15 protein-coding genes are annotated in these 15,799 nt (G+C 43.2%); 1 reads left to right on the top strand and 14 read right to left on the bottom strand.

Annotated elements, in window-relative coordinates; all coding sequences use genetic code 11:
• Positions 1–166: 166 nt before the first annotated feature.
• From DET59_RS00130 to mce, 5 genes are all read right to left on the bottom strand, one after another.
• Complete coding sequence (locus DET59_RS00130; RefSeq protein ID WP_113967544.1) at positions 167–1,420, bottom strand: DNA polymerase IV; 1,254 nt, start codon at positions 1,418–1,420, stop codon at positions 167–169.
• Positions 1,421–1,441: 21 nt separating this feature from the next.
• On the bottom strand, positions 1,442–1,912 hold the full coding sequence (locus DET59_RS00125; RefSeq protein WP_113967542.1) for a chemotaxis protein CheW: 471 nt from the start codon (positions 1,910–1,912) through the stop codon (positions 1,442–1,444).
• Positions 1,913–2,296: 384 nt separating this feature from the next.
• Positions 2,297–3,421 carry a tripeptidase T gene (locus tag DET59_RS00120; protein ID WP_113967540.1) on the bottom strand — a complete coding sequence of 375 codons (1,125 nt, stop codon included), beginning with the start codon at positions 3,419–3,421 and terminating at the stop codon, positions 2,297–2,299.
• A 76-nt stretch (positions 3,422–3,497) separates the two neighbouring features.
• Positions 3,498–5,045: an acyl-CoA carboxylase subunit beta gene (locus DET59_RS00115; RefSeq protein ID WP_113967538.1), complete on the bottom strand. Its 1,548-nt coding sequence runs from the start codon at positions 5,043–5,045 to the stop codon at positions 3,498–3,500.
• A gap of 4 nt (positions 5,046–5,049) precedes the next feature.
• Entirely contained in the window at positions 5,050–5,463 is a 414-nt protein-coding gene (gene mce, locus DET59_RS00110; protein ID WP_113967537.1) for a methylmalonyl-CoA epimerase, read from the bottom strand.
• Positions 5,464–5,653: 190 nt separating this feature from the next.
• On the opposite strand from mce, the gene prli42 reads away from it, so the two are divergent.
• Positions 5,654–5,749, top strand: coding sequence for a stressosome-associated protein Prli42 (gene prli42 / locus DET59_RS21455; protein ID WP_148969555.1), 96 nt, complete (start codon positions 5,654–5,656; stop codon positions 5,747–5,749).
• Positions 5,750–5,799: 50 nt separating this feature from the next.
• On the opposite strand, the gene DET59_RS00105 is transcribed toward prli42, so the two are convergent.
• The 9 genes from DET59_RS00105 to DET59_RS00065 form a co-directional block, all read right to left on the bottom strand.
• Entirely contained in the window at positions 5,800–6,303 is a 504-nt protein-coding gene (locus DET59_RS00105) for a L,D-transpeptidase (RefSeq protein ID WP_113967535.1), read from the bottom strand.
• A gap of 21 nt (positions 6,304–6,324) precedes the next feature.
• The gene (locus DET59_RS00100) at positions 6,325–7,311 is read right to left on the bottom strand and encodes an aromatic acid exporter family protein (RefSeq protein WP_113967534.1); all 987 of its coding nucleotides are present in this window, start codon (positions 7,309–7,311) and stop codon (positions 6,325–6,327) included.
• 107 nt (positions 7,312–7,418) lie between these two features.
• A complete protein-coding gene (locus tag DET59_RS00095) occupies positions 7,419–8,135 on the bottom strand; it encodes an amino acid ABC transporter ATP-binding protein (protein ID WP_113967532.1) in 717 nt (238 codons plus the stop codon).
• Positions 8,128–8,787: an amino acid ABC transporter permease gene (locus tag DET59_RS00090; RefSeq protein ID WP_113967530.1), complete on the bottom strand. Its 660-nt coding sequence runs from the start codon at positions 8,785–8,787 to the stop codon at positions 8,128–8,130. The genes DET59_RS00095 and DET59_RS00090 overlap by 8 nt, the downstream gene beginning before the upstream one ends.
• Before the next feature lie 68 nt (positions 8,788–8,855).
• Complete coding sequence (locus DET59_RS00085) at positions 8,856–9,632, bottom strand: transporter substrate-binding domain-containing protein (RefSeq protein WP_113967529.1); 777 nt, start codon at positions 9,630–9,632, stop codon at positions 8,856–8,858.
• A 416-nt stretch (positions 9,633–10,048) separates the two neighbouring features.
• The gene (locus DET59_RS00080; protein WP_113967527.1) at positions 10,049–10,486 is read right to left on the bottom strand and encodes a BrxA/BrxB family bacilliredoxin; all 438 of its coding nucleotides are present in this window, start codon (positions 10,484–10,486) and stop codon (positions 10,049–10,051) included.
• Between the two features lie 117 nt (positions 10,487–10,603).
• Positions 10,604–11,641, bottom strand: coding sequence for a methylmalonyl Co-A mutase-associated GTPase MeaB (gene meaB / locus DET59_RS00075; RefSeq protein ID WP_113967526.1), 1,038 nt, complete (start codon positions 11,639–11,641; stop codon positions 10,604–10,606).
• Positions 11,641–13,797, bottom strand: coding sequence for a methylmalonyl-CoA mutase (scpA, locus tag DET59_RS00070; RefSeq protein WP_113967525.1), 2,157 nt, complete (start codon positions 13,795–13,797; stop codon positions 11,641–11,643). The genes meaB and scpA overlap by 1 nt, the downstream gene beginning before the upstream one ends.
• Positions 13,784–15,565 (bottom strand): methylmalonyl-CoA mutase family protein, encoded by a 1,782-nt coding sequence (locus DET59_RS00065; RefSeq protein WP_113967523.1) that lies wholly within the window; start codon positions 15,563–15,565, stop codon positions 13,784–13,786. Before DET59_RS00065 ends, scpA begins: the two co-directional genes overlap by 14 nt.
• Positions 15,566–15,799 lie beyond the last annotated feature (234 nt).

Here is a 15,799-nt window from a genome sequence, read left to right as displayed (position 1 = left end):
TTCATCTTTTTAAAACCACCAACATTATGTAGAAAACTCCAGTTGATTCGTTTTTCAAAATCTGTATTTCGCACTCTATTTCAATCTAACAAGAATAGTGTGGTGATGCAAATAATCCGTTTGAAGTGTTCGCTATCTACCTTAAGGTGTCCTCTTTCTTCATGGGTCATTCCCTCAGAAAATCTTTGTTGAAGCTTGTGTCCTGTTTAGAGTCAAAGGTCTTCTTCTTGTTCTTCCCTTTTATTCCTTGGGAGATGGAATCTTTCCCGAACTTTTCCTGAAGCTGTGATAATACATTATAAAGCGGCTCCTTTTCTGCTACCTTTTTATAAGAGAATAGGTCCAGCTGTTCGGTTGCTTCACTCTTTTCCACTATATCCTGGGCGGTGACCCCCAAAAGTCTTACGGGATCTCCATCCCAGTGCTTCAACAATAAGTCTTTCGCATAATGAAATAAATCTTCTTTTTTATAAATCGGATTTTCCAGCTTCTTGCTTCTTGTAATCGTTTTTCTGAATTTATCCCTGATCATGAGCTGGATGGTCATCCCCAGAACGTCTTTCTGCTGCAGGCGTGACGACACTTTTGCACATAGTTTCTCTACAACCATTAACAGCTCGTGTTGGTTCGTTGTATCCTTTGGTAAAGTAGTGGAGTTTCCAACGCTTTTATAATCATAGATCGAATCAGGGTCCACGCTTCGCCTATCGATCCCGTTGGCGCGTTCTTTGAGACGTAGACCATTGATTCCAAGCACTGACTTCAGCTGTATATCATTCGCATGAGCGAGGTCATGGCAGGTATGAATACCGAACGAATTGAGCTTTTCGGCGGTCTTCAGTCCAATGCCGTGCATTTCGATGACAGGAAGGGGCCAAAGCTTCTCAGGGATATCACGCTTTCTTAATACGGTGATTCCCATGGGCTTTTTCATATCTGAGGCGGTTTTCGCCAGGAATTTGTTAGGGGCCACCCCGATGCTGCAGGGAAGATCGAGTTGACCTTTAATTTGGGATTGAATGTCTGACGCAATTTGTAACGGAGTTCCTTTTTCAAAGGAGTCCGTGATATCCAGATATCCCTCATCAATCGAGACGGGCTCCACTAATACTGAATATTGTCTGAGGATATCAAATATTCCTTTGGAGGCTGCGCGGTAACGGTCAAAGTTAGGCGTCATGATAATGAGCTCGGGGCACAGTTTTTTGGCTTCCCAAAGAGGCATTGTCGTTTTCACTCCGAAGCTTCTCGCTTCGTAGCTGCATGTCACGATAATGCCTCGTCTCTCTTGGGGATTCCCGGCAATAGCTAATGGCTTGCCCCTCAATGTTGGGTCAAAAGCCATTTCAACAGAGGCATAGAAGCTATTCATATCGACATGAAGGATCACTCGTCCGTTTTTTGGATAATGTGAGTTCATTTAAATCGCGGCTTTCTTTGTCTAATTTTGATGGGTTTTTTGCTCGTTCACGTAATCCTTTATCTCTCTAATACCTTCTAAACTCTCTATTAAAACATCGGGGTCAATCTGGGTGATGAGCGAGTCTTCAAGATTGATGATTCCTGAGAAATAGTTTGTTTTTGAATACGCAAGTAAACCTACGTTTGTAAAGGAGTCATTCGGTACTTCAAGAATTTCTTTCGCTTCCTTTACGACTAAACCGATCTGCATTGTTTCTGTGTGAACGACGAGAAGAAACATTCCTGTTTCGGCATCTGCATTCGTGTTATAAAGGATATTTGCTAAATCCAGGACAGGGATCAGCTCTCCCCTGACCTTTACAAGTCCCTGTACAAATGAAGGCAGATGAGGGATGGCTCTCACTTCTTCCACTTTTTCAATCGATACTACGTTCTCAATCGGTAGAGCATATTCTTCTTTTCCAGCATGAAAGACAACTACTTTCGGCATTGTATAACGTCCCCTCTTTAACTTCTGATATGTATACTATTAATGTACCATATTTTAGAAAGGTTAGGTGAAAGAAGAAAATGTCCGCGTTCAAAGGGAGAACCTTTGAACGCGGACATTTGAATGTATCGACGAGCTGTCCAGCTCCGGCGGCTAGAGGCTCGAGGTCATAAGTCAAACCTGCCAAAAAGGCAAAGGACGCCTTTCCGGCAGGTTCGTCTTATGCTTGTCGCCTCTGAGCAAGCCGCCTCCGCTTTTCTTTTTGTCCAGCTCCGGCGGCTAGCCCCTCGAGGTCATAAGCTAAATCTGGCAAAAAGGCAAAGAACGCCTTTCCGCCAGATTCATCTTATGCTTGTCGGGCCTGAGCAAGCCGCCTCCGCTTTTCTATTCCCCAGCTACTTCCTGAATGATTGCTACAACCATTTCTGAGAGCTTGTTCAGTTCTTCAACAGGCATTCTTTCGCTCTTTGTATGGATTTCTTCGTATCCTACTGCCAAGTTGACGGTCGGCACTCCGAAACCTGCGATGACGTTGGCGTCACTTCCGCCTCCGCTTGTCAGAAGCTCGCTTGGACGACCGATTTTCTTCGCGGCGCGTTTTGCCACTTCGACTACTTCGTCACCGTCTTTGAACTTGAAGCCTGGATACATCACCTGTACTTCAACTTCCGCTTTTCCGCCCATTTCTTCTGCTACGGATTGGAATGCAGCTTTCATCTTCTCTACTTGAGCTTCCATTTTTTCAGGGACGAGTGAACGTGCTTCTGCAAGAATATCCGCTTGTTCACATACGATGTTCGTTGCTTTTCCACCTTCAAAGCGTCCGATGTTTGCAGTCGTTTCTTCGTCGATGCGGCCGAGTGGCATTTTGGAAATCGCTTTAGCCGCAATCGTGATGGCAGAAACGCCTTTTTCAGGAGCTACCCCGGCATGTGCTGTTTTCCCATATATCGTCGCTCTCACTTTCGCTTGTGTAGGAGCGGCCACGATGATATTCCCGACTTTCCCATCACTATCTAGGGCGAAACCGTATTTCGCTTTTACAAGAGTTGAATCCAGTGCTTTCGCTCCGACTAATCCTGATTCTTCCCCTACTGTAATGATGAACTGGATATCACCGTGAGAAATATTGTTTTCTTTAAGTACTCGTACAGATTCAAGCATCGTTGCAAGACCCGCTTTATCATCGGCTCCAAGAATGGTCGTACCGTCAGAGTAAATATAGCCATCATCTTTAAGAGTCGGCTTAACCCCTTTCGCAGGAACAACTGTATCCATATGGGAAGTGAAGTAGATGGTATCCACGCCTTCTTTGTTTCCTTTCAGCGTACAGATCAGGTTTCCGGCACCGTGGCCCGTTTCACCCATCGTGTCATCTTCAAATACCTCTACACCCAAGTCAGAGAATTTCTGCTTTAGTACTTTCGCGATTTCCGCTTCTTCTTTCGTCTCAGAATCGATTTGAACCAATTCCAGGAATTCATTTAGTAAACGTTCATGATTAATCATTTAGTCGACCTCCACAATTATGTATTCACTTCTATAGTATAGCGTGAATAGGCCGGTTCAACAAATGGTATCGCTTCTACAATGGAATATTTCCGTGCTTTTTCTTTGGTCTCTCTTCTCGTTTATTTCTCATCATTTCCAACCCTTGAATCAATTTGATCCGGGTTTCACGAGGATCAATGACGTCATCCACCATACCACGGGACGCTGCCACATATGGATTAGCGAATTTCTCACGGTACTCTTCTATCTTCTGCTCCCGGAGCTGTTCAGGATTCTCACTGCCTGCAATTTCCCTTGCAAAAATAATATTCGCTGCTCCCTGTGGACCCATGACGGCAATTTCTGCATTAGGCCATGCAAAAACTAAATCAGCCCCGATGGACTTACTGTTTAGGGCAACATAAGCACCTCCATAGGCTTTTCGTAAAATCACCGTCATTTTTGGAACCGTCGCTTCTGAATAGGCATAGAGGATTTTCGCACCGTGACGGATGATCCCGCCATGCTCCTGCTTGATTCCAGGAAAGAAGCCTGTTACATCTTCAAAGGTGATCAATGGGATATTGAAGGAATCACAGAAACGGATAAAACGGGCTGCTTTGTCAGAGGAATCAATGTCGAGTCCTCCTGCCATGAATTTTGGCTGATTACAGACAAGGCCAACGACTTCTCCTTTGATACGGGCCAGTCCAACGACGATATTTTTCGCAAATTCTTTCTGGACCTCCATAAAGCTGTCTTCATCCACAATTTCATTGATGACCGTGCGGACGTCGTACGGACGGATAGCATCGAATGGAATCAGGTCCGTTAAATTTCCACGATAATCATCTTCTTCATCCACTTCCAAACGAGGAGGCTTCTCCTCATTATTTTGGGGTAAATACGCTAATAGTCTTCGAACCTCGAGAAGCACCTCTTCTTCCGTTTTCCCTCTGAAATGAGCATTCCCGCTGATGGAGTTATGGACCTTCGCACCGCCTAAATCTTCTGAGCTGATTTTCTCACCCGTGACTGTTTCAATTACTTTAGGTCCTGTGATGAACATTTGACTCGTTTCATCTACCATAAACACAAAATCCGTGATGGCCGGTGAATAAACCGCTCCTCCTGCGCAAGGTCCCATAATCACGGAGATTTGTGGAATCACTCCGGAATAAATGGAGTTTCGATAGAAGATATGTCCGTATCCATCTAAAGAAACGACGCCTTCTTGAATTCTTGCACCACCAGAATCATTTAATCCAATGAAAGGCGCACCATTTTTGACTGCCAGGTCCATGACATTTGAAATCTTCTTTGCATGCATTTCCCCCAATGCGCCGCCAAATACGGTGAAATCCTGAGAAAATAAGTAGATGGGTTTTCCATTTACTTTTCCATAACCTGTAACGACTCCATCTCCAGGGCCCTGAACCCCATCCAGTCCAAAGTCTGAACAGCGATGCTCAATGAATGGATTCAGCTCGACAAAGCTGCCCGGATCCACTAAAATATCGATTCGTTCTCTCGCCGTCAGTTTTCCTTTTTCGTGCTGCTTATCTATTTTTTTATCTCCGCCGCCTAATTCTACTTCTCTTCTGCGATCATACAATTCATTAATCTTTTCATAGATATCCATTATGTTACTCCCCCTTGATGTTTGATTTATCACATAGTTCATATAGTACACCGTGAGCTGACTTAGGATGCATGAAGGCAACAGCAGCTCCGCCAGCCCCAGGTTTTGGCGTTTCGTTGATCATCCGGACTCCACTCACTTGCAGTTCCTTGATTCGTTCTTCAATTCCTTCGACACCAAAGGCAATATGGTGAATGCCTTCTCCCTTTTTCTCGATGAATGTGGCAATCGGACTTTCTTTATGTAATGGTTCAAGTAATTCAAGCTTAATATTTCCACCATCAATAAATGCTACTTTCACACCTTGATTTCCCACTTCTTCGACCTTGACGAGTGAAAGCCCAAGAGTATCTTCATAAAATGGAAGAACATTGTCTATTGATGATACTGCTATTCCGATATGGTCTACCTTTTTCATCCCTATCATCCCCCTGTTGTTTACATGCTCCACCCGTATAGTATTCGATAAACGGTGTCGAATTCCCTCCTAATCCCGCGAATAATTAAAGCGTTTTCTTTTATGCCTATGGTTGTTTTCTCTCACTATTCACGTTAAAATAGAGTTGAAAATCGCCTCTTTAAGGTGAGATGAAGAATGGAGAGATACAATGGGTAATAAAAAATTACAAAAAATAATTGTATTTGTCATGTTATTTGCGATGATTGCATCGACGATCATGGCGGGACTGACTTTCTTATTATAATAGAAAAATAAAGGATCTGCTTTTCGACCGGGTCGATTAGCAGATCCTTTTTATTTTATCGCACCGTGATCTTTTCCCAGCTGATAGAAGCTTTTGTTCGATTTGACGACTAGAACTTTTGTTCCGACCGGCACCTGATCAAACAGATATTCGACATGTTTGTTGTGCATTCGAATGCATCCATTTGAGATATATTTGCCTATGCTTGAAGGTTGATTCGTTCCATGGATTCCATAGATCCTTCCATCAGTCCCCAAGGCGTCAAACCCGATCCATCTCGAACCCAATGGATTCCGCGGGTCTCCACCGGGAATATTCTTCTTGCGATAATAAGGGTTCTTGGCTTTGACTGTTACATTAAAGAGTCCTTCAGGGGTGAGGGTCGTCGTTTTCCCTGTTCCTACCGGGAATGTGCGCTGAATCTTCCCGTCGTCCATGTAGGCTAATTGATTATTTTCCTTGTTCACGATAATAAACGGATCCCCGGGCAGTGGATTCCTTCCAAGTGGCCATATGGGAGAAGCGAACAAGATAATGGCAAGAAGTATACGCATCCTATCACCTTTTTTCGTGTTTTAGGTGTAGTTTACTTCCTTTTGATCATTTTCATCCTTCTTTATTCCTTTAAACGAACTTTTCAGAAGAAGATACTGCTCCATCTCTTGAACAAATTGATAGAGAGCGGCCCGGGTTTCAAATTCTTCCCTCGTCTTCGGTAAATCCATCTGTTCAAACTCCACTTTCATATCGTACAATTTTTTCAAATATAACAGGGCCGTGTTTCCCGGATGTATGTGATCACTGAGCTCATCCAGAAATTCTGCAATCCGATGTCCCTGTTCTACCGTCAATGAGATCGATGTCGCAATCGGTAAAATACGCTGTAGGATTTCGAACTGTTTTTCCCTCATTTTAAAATACAAATAATATAAGTTCTCATGTCGTAAAAAGTGATTTTCAACATCTTTGAATGCTATGGTCTTCGCTTCTTTAAGTAATTGTTCTGTTTCAGTGATTTCTTTTCCATCCCATTGGCTATCATTTGTTCGCAGGTAGTTGATCATTTCACAAAAGATTTTATAAAAATTGGATTCGATCTTTTCTTGATATCCGATCATCTCTTTATCAACACTTGGCATATACAAATTCATAATAAGAGCGATCCCGATCCCAATCACAATGATTCCTAATTCATTTTGAAAAAGGCCGGGGGTCACGTTACCTGCCGAATAAATATGTAAAATGATAACGGAACTGGTGACGATTCCTTCTTTGATATTCAGGGCTACCGTAATTGGAATGAATACAAGTAATAACAAGCCGATTACGGCAGGATGATAGGCAATGAACTCAAAGAACGCAGCCGAAATCACCATGGCGATCACACAGGCCAGGAAACGGCTCCATGAAGCGTTAACCGATTTCTTCTTCGTATTCTGAATGCACAGTATCGTCAAAATCCCGGCTGATACAAAGTTATCCAGCTGAAACCACTGTGCAATGCTGATCGCAACCGCTGTGCCGATCCCAGTCTTAAGTGTTCGATACCCGATTCGAAACATTCACTTTTCTCCTAACTCTTTCTTTTTTTAGCTACTTTAGAATACCATAATTCCCCTTGAACATAAAAAGGAGGATTAACGAAACGGTTCGCTAATCCTTCCATCGTCTAAAGTATTTTTTCTAAGAATTCTTTTCCCCGATCGCTTTGCGGGTTCGTGAAGAACGGAAGAGGCTCTCCTTCTTCGACGATCTTTCCATCATCCATGAATAAGACTCTGTCTGCCACCTCTCTGGCAAAGCCCATTTCATGGGTGACAATGATCATCGTCATCCCTGAATGAGCGAGTGATTTCATGACTTCCAGCACCTCTTTGACCATTTCCGGATCCAGTGCAGATGTCGGTTCGTCAAAAAGCATCACTTTCGGTTCCATGGCAAGTGCCCTTGCAATCGCCACACGCTGCTTTTGGCCTCCTGATAAACGGTTTGGGTATTCATCCCTTTTTTCTTTCAAACCGACTTTTGTCAGGAGGTCCGTCCCTAATTTTTTGGCATCTGTTCTGTTTAGCCCTTTCACTTTCACTGGAGCGTAGATCACGTTTTCCAACGCTGTCATATGAGGAAAGAGATGAAAGTGTTGAAATACCATGCCTATATCTTGTCTCATTTTGCTTATATTTTTGCTTTTTACAACAGCTTCTTCAAAGGATATCGATCCTGAGGTTGGCTCCTCTAAATAATTCAGACAGCGGAGAAGAGTGGATTTCCCGGAACCTGAAGGACCGATCAATGCGACAACCTCCCCTTTTTCTACGGAGACATCAATCCCTTTTAATACTTGAAGCTTTCCAAACGACTTTGTAATCTTTTCTGCTTTAATCATTTCCACGTAGTCTCCCTTCCAGCGCTTTCCCTAATAAGGTTAGAACCATGACAAGCACATAATAGATCAGTCCGGCAAATAGGAGTGGTTCGAAAAAGGAATATAAATCACTTCCTACCATATACGAACGTCTCATCACATCGGCTGCCCCGATAACAGTGACGATGGCAGATTCCTTCGTAAGAGTGATGAATTCGTTCATTAAGGCAGGCAGGATGTTTTTAATGGCCTGAGGCAGAATCACGTCTTTCATCATCAAACGATATGGAACCCCAAGGGCCATGGCCGCTTCCTTTTGACCTTTATCCACTGCATTGATTCCCGCACGAATGATCTCGGAAATATAGGCAGCTGAATTAAGGGAAAAAGAAAGGATGGCTGCTGTATACGGTTCGACCTGAGTTCCAAAAAGCTGGGGGGAACCATAAAAGATGATCATTAATTGCAGAACTAAAGGAGTCCCCCGAAATACCGATGTATAAATATCTGCAAGTAATGTTAAAGGTTTGATGGAACTTATTTTACAAAGAGCAAGCAGAATACCGAATAGGAATCCAAGTATTCCTGCTAACCCGACAATTTTAAGAGTGACCTTCAATCCTTCCAAAATAAAAGGAATCGAAGGGATCAGTTGTTGAAAATCAAGTGGCATTATATTCTCCTCCAATCGTACTGTTAAATAGGAAGGGCTAACCGATGATGGGTTAGCCCTTAATCAATCTACTGTTCTCCGTCAAACCACTTTTCAGCCAGTTTATCCAATTCTCCGTTTTCTTCGAGCTTCTTCAATGCGTCATTGAATTCACTTGTCAGCTCGCTGTCCTTTGGAAGAGCGACTGCAGAACCAGCCTCCTCTTCATTTACATTCATCGTGTTTCCTTGAAGCTCGTCGTTCTTGTCCAGATAGCCGTTTGCCACCGTATTTTCGATGATGATGGCGTCAAAACGTCCATTTTGCAAATCCTGGATCAGTTCAGGAATACGATCACGTGTCTCCACCTTTAATTGAATCGACTTTGAAAGCTCTTCTGCAGCATCCTGTTGGATGGAACCTAACTGAACACCAACTGTCTTCCCATCAAGATCCTTTTCACTTTGAATTCCGCTTTCTTTTGTCGAGATGATCATATCCTTCGCCGTGTAGTAGACTTCACTGAAGTCAACGTTCTTTTGTCGCTCCGGCGTTGGCGTCATGGCAGAAAGCACAAAATCCACCTGCCCGGTTTTGAGGGCTGAGATCAATCCGCTGAATTCCATATCCTTGATTTCGATTTCGTACCCCATTTCATCTGCGAGCATATTGGCAAGGTCAATATCGTATCCGATGATTTCATCACTGTTGGCCGTGTCGACATATTCAAAAGGTTTATAGTCAGCTGACGTCCCCATGATCAGTTTCTTTGATTCGCCTGAAGCCGCCTTCTCTTCTCCTGCGCCGCAAGCTGCTAGAGTAGTAGATAGGATCAATAATAATACGAGAGATAATAGCTTTTTCATTGTGGTTCCTCCTTGGTTGGTGTGTATAAATATAATATATAATGTATATTAATTACTATATTCGTATTGTAGCAGAGATAAATATTTATTCAATAGTTTTTATAATTATAGATAAATGTTTATATTTTCTGAAAATTAAAGTGCTTTTTACTAGGTTTTTATAAGTTTGAGGAAATGGAGAAGGATGAATATTATTCAAATTATATGCATTCTTAGTGACCTTAATTGCGTCATTTCGGGAGGTAATTGCGTCATTATTTAATTTATTACGTCGTTTTTCCGTTATTTGCGTCATTTTAATAAGGAATTGCGCGTTTTGGTAAAAAAAGGAATATCCCAACTCCCAACCAACATAAAAAACCCGTCAAGCTTCTCACTCTACCTGTGAGAAACCTGACGGGCTATTTTCATCTTACTTACACTTCTTCACAATACTGATCGAAGTAAGATTGAATTTTGTTCACAACCGACATTGGGTCGTGACCTTCAATTTCATGTCTTTCGACCATCGTCAATAGCTTTCCGTCTTTTAATAGAGCAAATGACGGTGAAGATGGCGGGTAGCCGGTAAAGTAGCTGCGCGCTTTCGCAGTGGCTTCTTTATCTTGACCGGCGAAAACCGTTACCAATTGATCTGGTCGTTTATCATAATGAACGGAATGAGCTGCTGCTGGACGTGCGATTCCTCCGGCGCAACCACAAACGGAGTTGATCATCACGAGGGTCGTACCTTCTTTAGTGAAAGCTTGATCTACTTCTTCTTCGGTTGTTAACTGAGTGTAACCGGCTTGTTCGATTTCTTGACGAGCCTGGCGTACAACATCATTCATAAATAAATTGAAATCTATATCCATGCTTGAACTCTCCTTTTAATCGTTGACTTAATCATTCTCCATAAAAACAGGAATTTTGATGTACCCCTATCATAACAATTTCAATCCCTATGTTTCAATTAAAATTAACTAAACCCGTCAATGAATTGCATCCTTGTATCGCTTTAGCAATTCTTCTACTGCCTGAGAAGTCGTAAAGTCTCCTTCTTTCACCCGCTTTTCCATATGAGGAAGGACAGACTTTATGCTTTGATGAAAAAAGAAGTCTGAGAGAACCCTTTCTTTCAACATCGTATGAAACCATTCCTGCTTTTGGAGAAGTCGTCTTTCTTCAAAGACTCCCTGTTCTTTTGTTTGCTTCTCGAACTGTAGAATCACATTCCACAGTTCTTTTAATCCCTCATTTTTCAAGGCAGAACAGGTATAAGCCTTTGAGCTCCATCCTTTGGTGGCGGGAATCAAAAAGTGCAGGATCTGGTTCAGCTCTCTTCTTGTTTTCTCAGCGAGGGGTTTATTCTCTCCATCCGCTTTGTTGACAAGTAAGGCATCGGCAAGCTCCATGATCCCCTTTTTCATTCCTTGAAGCTCGTCCCCGGCTCCTGTGATGACGAGCAGGAGGAAGAAATCCACCATTTGCCTCACCATCACTTCACTTTGACCGACTCCAACGGTTTCAATGATCAAAAGATCATATCCTGCCGCTTCGCATAAGAGGAGCGTTTCATTGGTTTTCCGGTGTACTCCACCAAGTGTTCCTGCAGTGGGGGAAGGTCTTACAAAAGCACGGGGATTCTTCGATAATTGTTCCATCCTTGTTTTATCCCCCAGAATACTGCCCCCGGATATGGAAGAGCTGGGATCAATCGCAAGGACGGCAACCCGGAGATCCTGCTCACATAACATCTCCCCGAACGATTCTATAAATGTACTTTTACCGGCTCCCGGCACACCTGTAATGCCGATCCGGAAGCTTTTACCCGTATAGGGCAGGAGCTCCTGTAACAGTTCCTGTCCCATGGCATAATGCTGCTCTGCATTGCTTTCAATCAGAGTGATGGCCTTCGCCAAGTAGCTTCGGTCTCCATTTAAGACCCCGTCCTTTAATTCGGTAATCGATACAGAATCCTTTTTTTTCTTCACAAACCGCTTTTTTCTCCCTGAATCATGCTCTGCCATTATTCAGCCACTTCCTCATAGCCCAGCACTTCATAAATTTCTTTGATGACTTTTTGGGCAGCAACAGGTATGATCGTCCCTGGTCCAAAAACGGCAGAAGCTCCGTTATTCAATAGGAAGTCATAATCCTTAGCCGGAATCACTCCACCAATGACAACGAGAATGTCTTCTCTGCCTAATTTCTTTAGCTCCCCTACCAGTTGAGGCAGGAGTGTTTTATGTCCTGCGGCTAATGAACTTACACCGATGACATGCACGTCATTTTCAACTGCTTGCAACGCCGTTTCTTCAGGCGTTTGGAACAGTGGTCCGATATCCACATCAAAGCCAAGGTCTGCAAACGCCGTGCTAATCACTTTAGCCCCTCTGTCATGCCCGTCCTGTCCCATCTTCGCTATAAGGATCCGTGGTCTTCTTCCTTCGTTTTCCAAAAATTCTTCTGTCATCTCTTTCACGACATTGATTTCTTGCTCATTTGAAAAATTCGAGCTGTACACCCCACTTATACTCCTGATTGTTGCTTTGTGTCGTCCTGATACTTTTTCAATGGCATCAGATATTTCTCCCAGTGTCGCCCGCGCTCTCGCTGCCTCTACCGCTTTTTCAAGAAGATTCCCTTCTCCTGTTTCTGCTACCTGCGTTAATGCCCCGAGCGTCTCGATTACTCTATCTTCATTACGTTCTTCTTTAAGCAATTGAATTCGCTCTATTTGTTTTTGTCTTACAACAGTATTATCAATGTCCAGCGTTTCAATCGGGTCTTCCTTGTCCAGGCGATACTTATTTACCCCTACAATCGCTTCATCCCCCGAATCAATCATTGCCTGTCTTCTCGCAGCCGCTTCCTCGATCCGCATTTTCGGCAACCCTGTTTCAATCGCCTTGGTCATCCCGCCAAGCTCTTCGATTTCCTCTATATGCTCCCAGGCCTTCTCCATCAACTGATCGGTCAAGGATTCGACATAATGTGAACCGGCCCATGGATCAATCACTTTCGTAATACCGGTTTCCTCTTGAAGGTAAAGCTGTGTATTTCGTGCGATCCGCGCAGAGAAGTCTGTCGGCAGGGCAATCGCTTCGTCCAATGCATTGGTATGAAGGGATTGTGTATGACCCATAGCAGCTGCGTGCGCCTCAAGTAATGTACGAATGACATTATTATACGGGTCCTGCTCGGTTAAGCTCCAACCCGATGTTTGGGAGTGGGTTCTGAGCGCCAACGATTTCGGATTATCGGGATTGAATGTTTTCATCATTTTCGCCCAGATTCTTCGCGCCGCCCTCATTTTGGCCACTTCCATGAAATAATTCATGCCAATCGCCCAGAAGAATGAAAGTCTTGGTGCAAAGGAGTCGATATCGATCCCTGCCTGCAATCCTGTACGCACATACTCAAGTCCATCTGCCAGCGTGTAAGCCAGCTCAATATCGGCAGGCGCACCCGCTTCTTGCATATGATAACCGGAAATACTGATGCTATTAAACTTCGGCATGTGTTTGGACGTATACTCAAAAATATCAGCAATAATCTTCATGGATGTTTCAGGAGGGTAAATATAGGTGTTGCGCACCATATACTCTTTTAAAATATCATTTTGAATCGTACCGGACAGTTTCTCCTGCGAAACGCCCTGTTCTTCTGCCGTGACGATATAAAATGCAAGGATGGGCAGCACCGCTCCGTTCATCGTCATGGAAACAGACATTTGATCAAGAGGTATTCCATCAAACAGAATCTTCATATCGAGAATCGAATCAATGGCCACCCCCGCTTTTCCTACATCTCCTACCACCCGGGGATGATCGGAATCATAGCCACGATGAGTGGCTAAATCAAAAGCGACAGACAAGCCTTTTTGACCCATACTTAAGTTTCTTCTATAAAACGCATTGCTTTCCTTTGCTGTTGAAAACCCTGCATATTGCCTTACTGTCCAAGGACGATTCACATACATCGTCGGGTACGGTCCCCTTGTATAAGGAGCCAAGCCTGGAAGGTCTTCTCCATGGGATATATCCTTTGAGTCCTGTTCTGAATAAAGAGATTTAATGACAATCTTCTCATTCGTCTCATAGGTGCTGCCTGTTAGGGAAACATCATTGGTTCCCGCTTCTTTCGAATAAGGGTTGATTCCTTGCCAATCAGGCTTTGTCATTGTCAGTTCCCTCCTCCCAGATGGTTAATAGCCCATCTACTTTTTCAAGTATGTTTTGCTTGTTGTAAATGGATCCATTCAGTCCGAGGCGAACCCACTCATGCTCATCAGGTATTTCCCCTGCCAGGTCAATCACAATGGTCGAATCAATATGATGAATGGACTCAATCAGCATGGGCAAATTGCCTCGATATTCTTCCTCTGTTCCACAAACGACATAGTATGGATAACGGGTTTCTTCCACAAATTGAAGTACATCTTCCTTAGAGAAGCATTCTTTGCTTTGATTCGCATGAATACCCCCCGTTGCTAAAAATCCTTTCACAAAATCAGCCCGGGGCTTATGGGTTTTCAACTTCCCTAACCCTATCAAGCCTGCCACCGGTTTTTTTGCCAGCTTATATGCCCTTTCTCTTAATCTTTCAAAAGGAAGTGACAAACGCTCTCCAACATTTGATGATGGAGCTTGAAATGGCTCCTCAAGATCCGCATAGATATTCGTCCCGATCATCGAGTTCTTTCGTGTGGCTAAATCATGGATTCGCGACTCTCTCACTCTATTTATTTTTTCATGAATGGAACCATTTTTCAGACAGGCAAGAATTCCCCCATCCCCATCAACGTCCTGAAATTCCTTCCATGCACTCTTCCCTACCTCTTCTGATAACCATTCCACATAATAAGAACCGCCTCCAGGGTCCACCACTTTATCCAGATGAGCTTCTTCACCGAGAATCAGTTGAGTATTCCGGGAAATCCTTTCAGAAAATGCGTTCGCTTCCCCACTCACTTCATTAAACGGTGCAACAAGAAGATAATCGACTCCTGCAAGAACCGCAGAAAACGCTTCTCCACCCCCGCGAAGCATATTGACATAAGGATCCAGTGTGGATTTGTTCAATTGAGACGTTTCCGCACTGCAGCTGACAGAACTCGCAATCGCTTGTTCTGAAAGTCCATAAGAGGATAATACTTCTTGCCACAATTTCTTAAAGGCTCTGATTTTGGCTATTTCCATGAAGAAATGGCTGCCTACCGAAAAGTGAAAATGCATCTTACCGGCAATTTTTTCAATGGTCCATCCCTTTTCTTGAAGTGTTTCAACATAAGCGATCCCTTCACTCAGGCCGTATGCCAATTCCTGCGTGGCACTCGCTCCACTATTATGATAAAGGGCAGAATTAATGATTATGGTCTTCAAATTAGGAAGATGCTCATCTACTTCTTTTACAACCCCCAGCCAGTCTTCAAATACATGCTCAGGATTTTCATTTATCGGATCAAAGCCCATCACACCTTTGATTTCCTTCAGTTCAGGAATTTTCATCATTCGCTGTATAGAGAAAGCTGTCTTTTTTTCAATGGAAAAGACAGGGGTCTCTAACTCAACGACTTCTTTTATAAATGGATCGAAGCCTTCTGTTATGTCTAAGTCACCTACTTCAAATGAAACACAGTTCTGTCCCCGGGATAATGCATCCTTCATTGCAGAAGTGAGTTCTTCCCAGGATCCCCTTTTGACCGCTTGAGCGATGAACCATTTTGGAGCCTGCTCCAACTTCCCTTCAACATTGGGAATATAATCTTTCACCCTATCTACGCCGGGCAAATCATCCTTCGTGTATAACGGTTTAAGTTCAATATTTTCATAGGTTTTTGTATGTAAGGAACGAATCCCTTTCCCCTTTAATGCTTTTTCAGCTGCTTCTTGCCATTCTGTAAGTGTTCTTCGACTGAATGATTGATCTTTCATATCACTAAGCTTCATAATACCCCTCTTTCGACCTGCATGATTGTAATCGTTTACATTTCCACCTGAAGAATCTTACTAAACCAGCATGAGTCCTCACCTGAAAATTCGAAATGTTTATACTAATACTATTTTAGTATATAAAAAAAAACGTATTTCTTCAATCTCTCTGGTTAATGAATCAAAAGAGAAGGCTCTTTACGCAAAGATTGTTGTTTTCTACCATAGAATTTGCCAGGGCTCTGTCAACCA

Source organism: Rossellomorea aquimaris, from assembly GCF_003315075.1.
GTDB classification, from domain to species: Bacteria; Bacillota; Bacilli; order Bacillales; family Bacillaceae_B; genus Rossellomorea; species Rossellomorea aquimaris_C.
This window is presented reverse-complemented; position numbering and strand designations above follow the sequence as displayed.

Bases quoted from the DNA above. Each gene is read 5' to 3' on its own strand.
- DET59_RS00130 (WP_113967544.1), bottom strand. From the start codon at position 1,420: ATGAACTCACATTATCCAAAAAACGGACGAGTGATCCTTCATGTCGAT.
- DET59_RS00125 (WP_113967542.1), bottom strand. From the start codon at position 1,912: ATGCCGAAAGTAGTTGTCTTTCATGCTGGAAAAGAAGAATATGCTCTA.
- DET59_RS00120 (WP_113967540.1), bottom strand. From the start codon at position 3,421: ATGATTAATCATGAACGTTTACTAAATGAATTCCTGGAATTGGTTCAA.
- DET59_RS00115 (WP_113967538.1), bottom strand. From the start codon at position 5,045: ATGGATATCTATGAAAAGATTAATGAATTGTATGATCGCAGAAGAGAA.
- mce (WP_113967537.1), bottom strand. From the start codon at position 5,463: ATGAAAAAGGTAGACCATATCGGAATAGCAGTATCATCAATAGACAAT.
- prli42 (WP_148969555.1), top strand. From the start codon at position 5,654: ATGGGTAATAAAAAATTACAAAAAATAATTGTATTTGTCATGTTATTT.
- DET59_RS00105 (WP_113967535.1), bottom strand. From the start codon at position 6,303: ATGCGTATACTTCTTGCCATTATCTTGTTCGCTTCTCCCATATGGCCA.
- DET59_RS00100 (WP_113967534.1), bottom strand. From the start codon at position 7,311: ATGTTTCGAATCGGGTATCGAACACTTAAGACTGGGATCGGCACAGCG.
- DET59_RS00095 (WP_113967532.1), bottom strand. From the start codon at position 8,135: ATGATTAAAGCAGAAAAGATTACAAAGTCGTTTGGAAAGCTTCAAGTA.
- DET59_RS00090 (WP_113967530.1), bottom strand. From the start codon at position 8,787: ATGCCACTTGATTTTCAACAACTGATCCCTTCGATTCCTTTTATTTTG.
- DET59_RS00085 (WP_113967529.1), bottom strand. From the start codon at position 9,632: ATGAAAAAGCTATTATCTCTCGTATTATTATTGATCCTATCTACTACT.
- DET59_RS00080 (WP_113967527.1), bottom strand. From the start codon at position 10,486: ATGGATATAGATTTCAATTTATTTATGAATGATGTTGTACGCCAGGCT.
- meaB (WP_113967526.1), bottom strand. From the start codon at position 11,641: ATGGCAGAGCATGATTCAGGGAGAAAAAAGCGGTTTGTGAAGAAAAAA.
- scpA (WP_113967525.1), bottom strand. From the start codon at position 13,797: ATGACAAAGCCTGATTGGCAAGGAATCAACCCTTATTCGAAAGAAGCG.
- DET59_RS00065 (WP_113967523.1), bottom strand. From the start codon at position 15,565: ATGAAGCTTAGTGATATGAAAGATCAATCATTCAGTCGAAGAACACTT.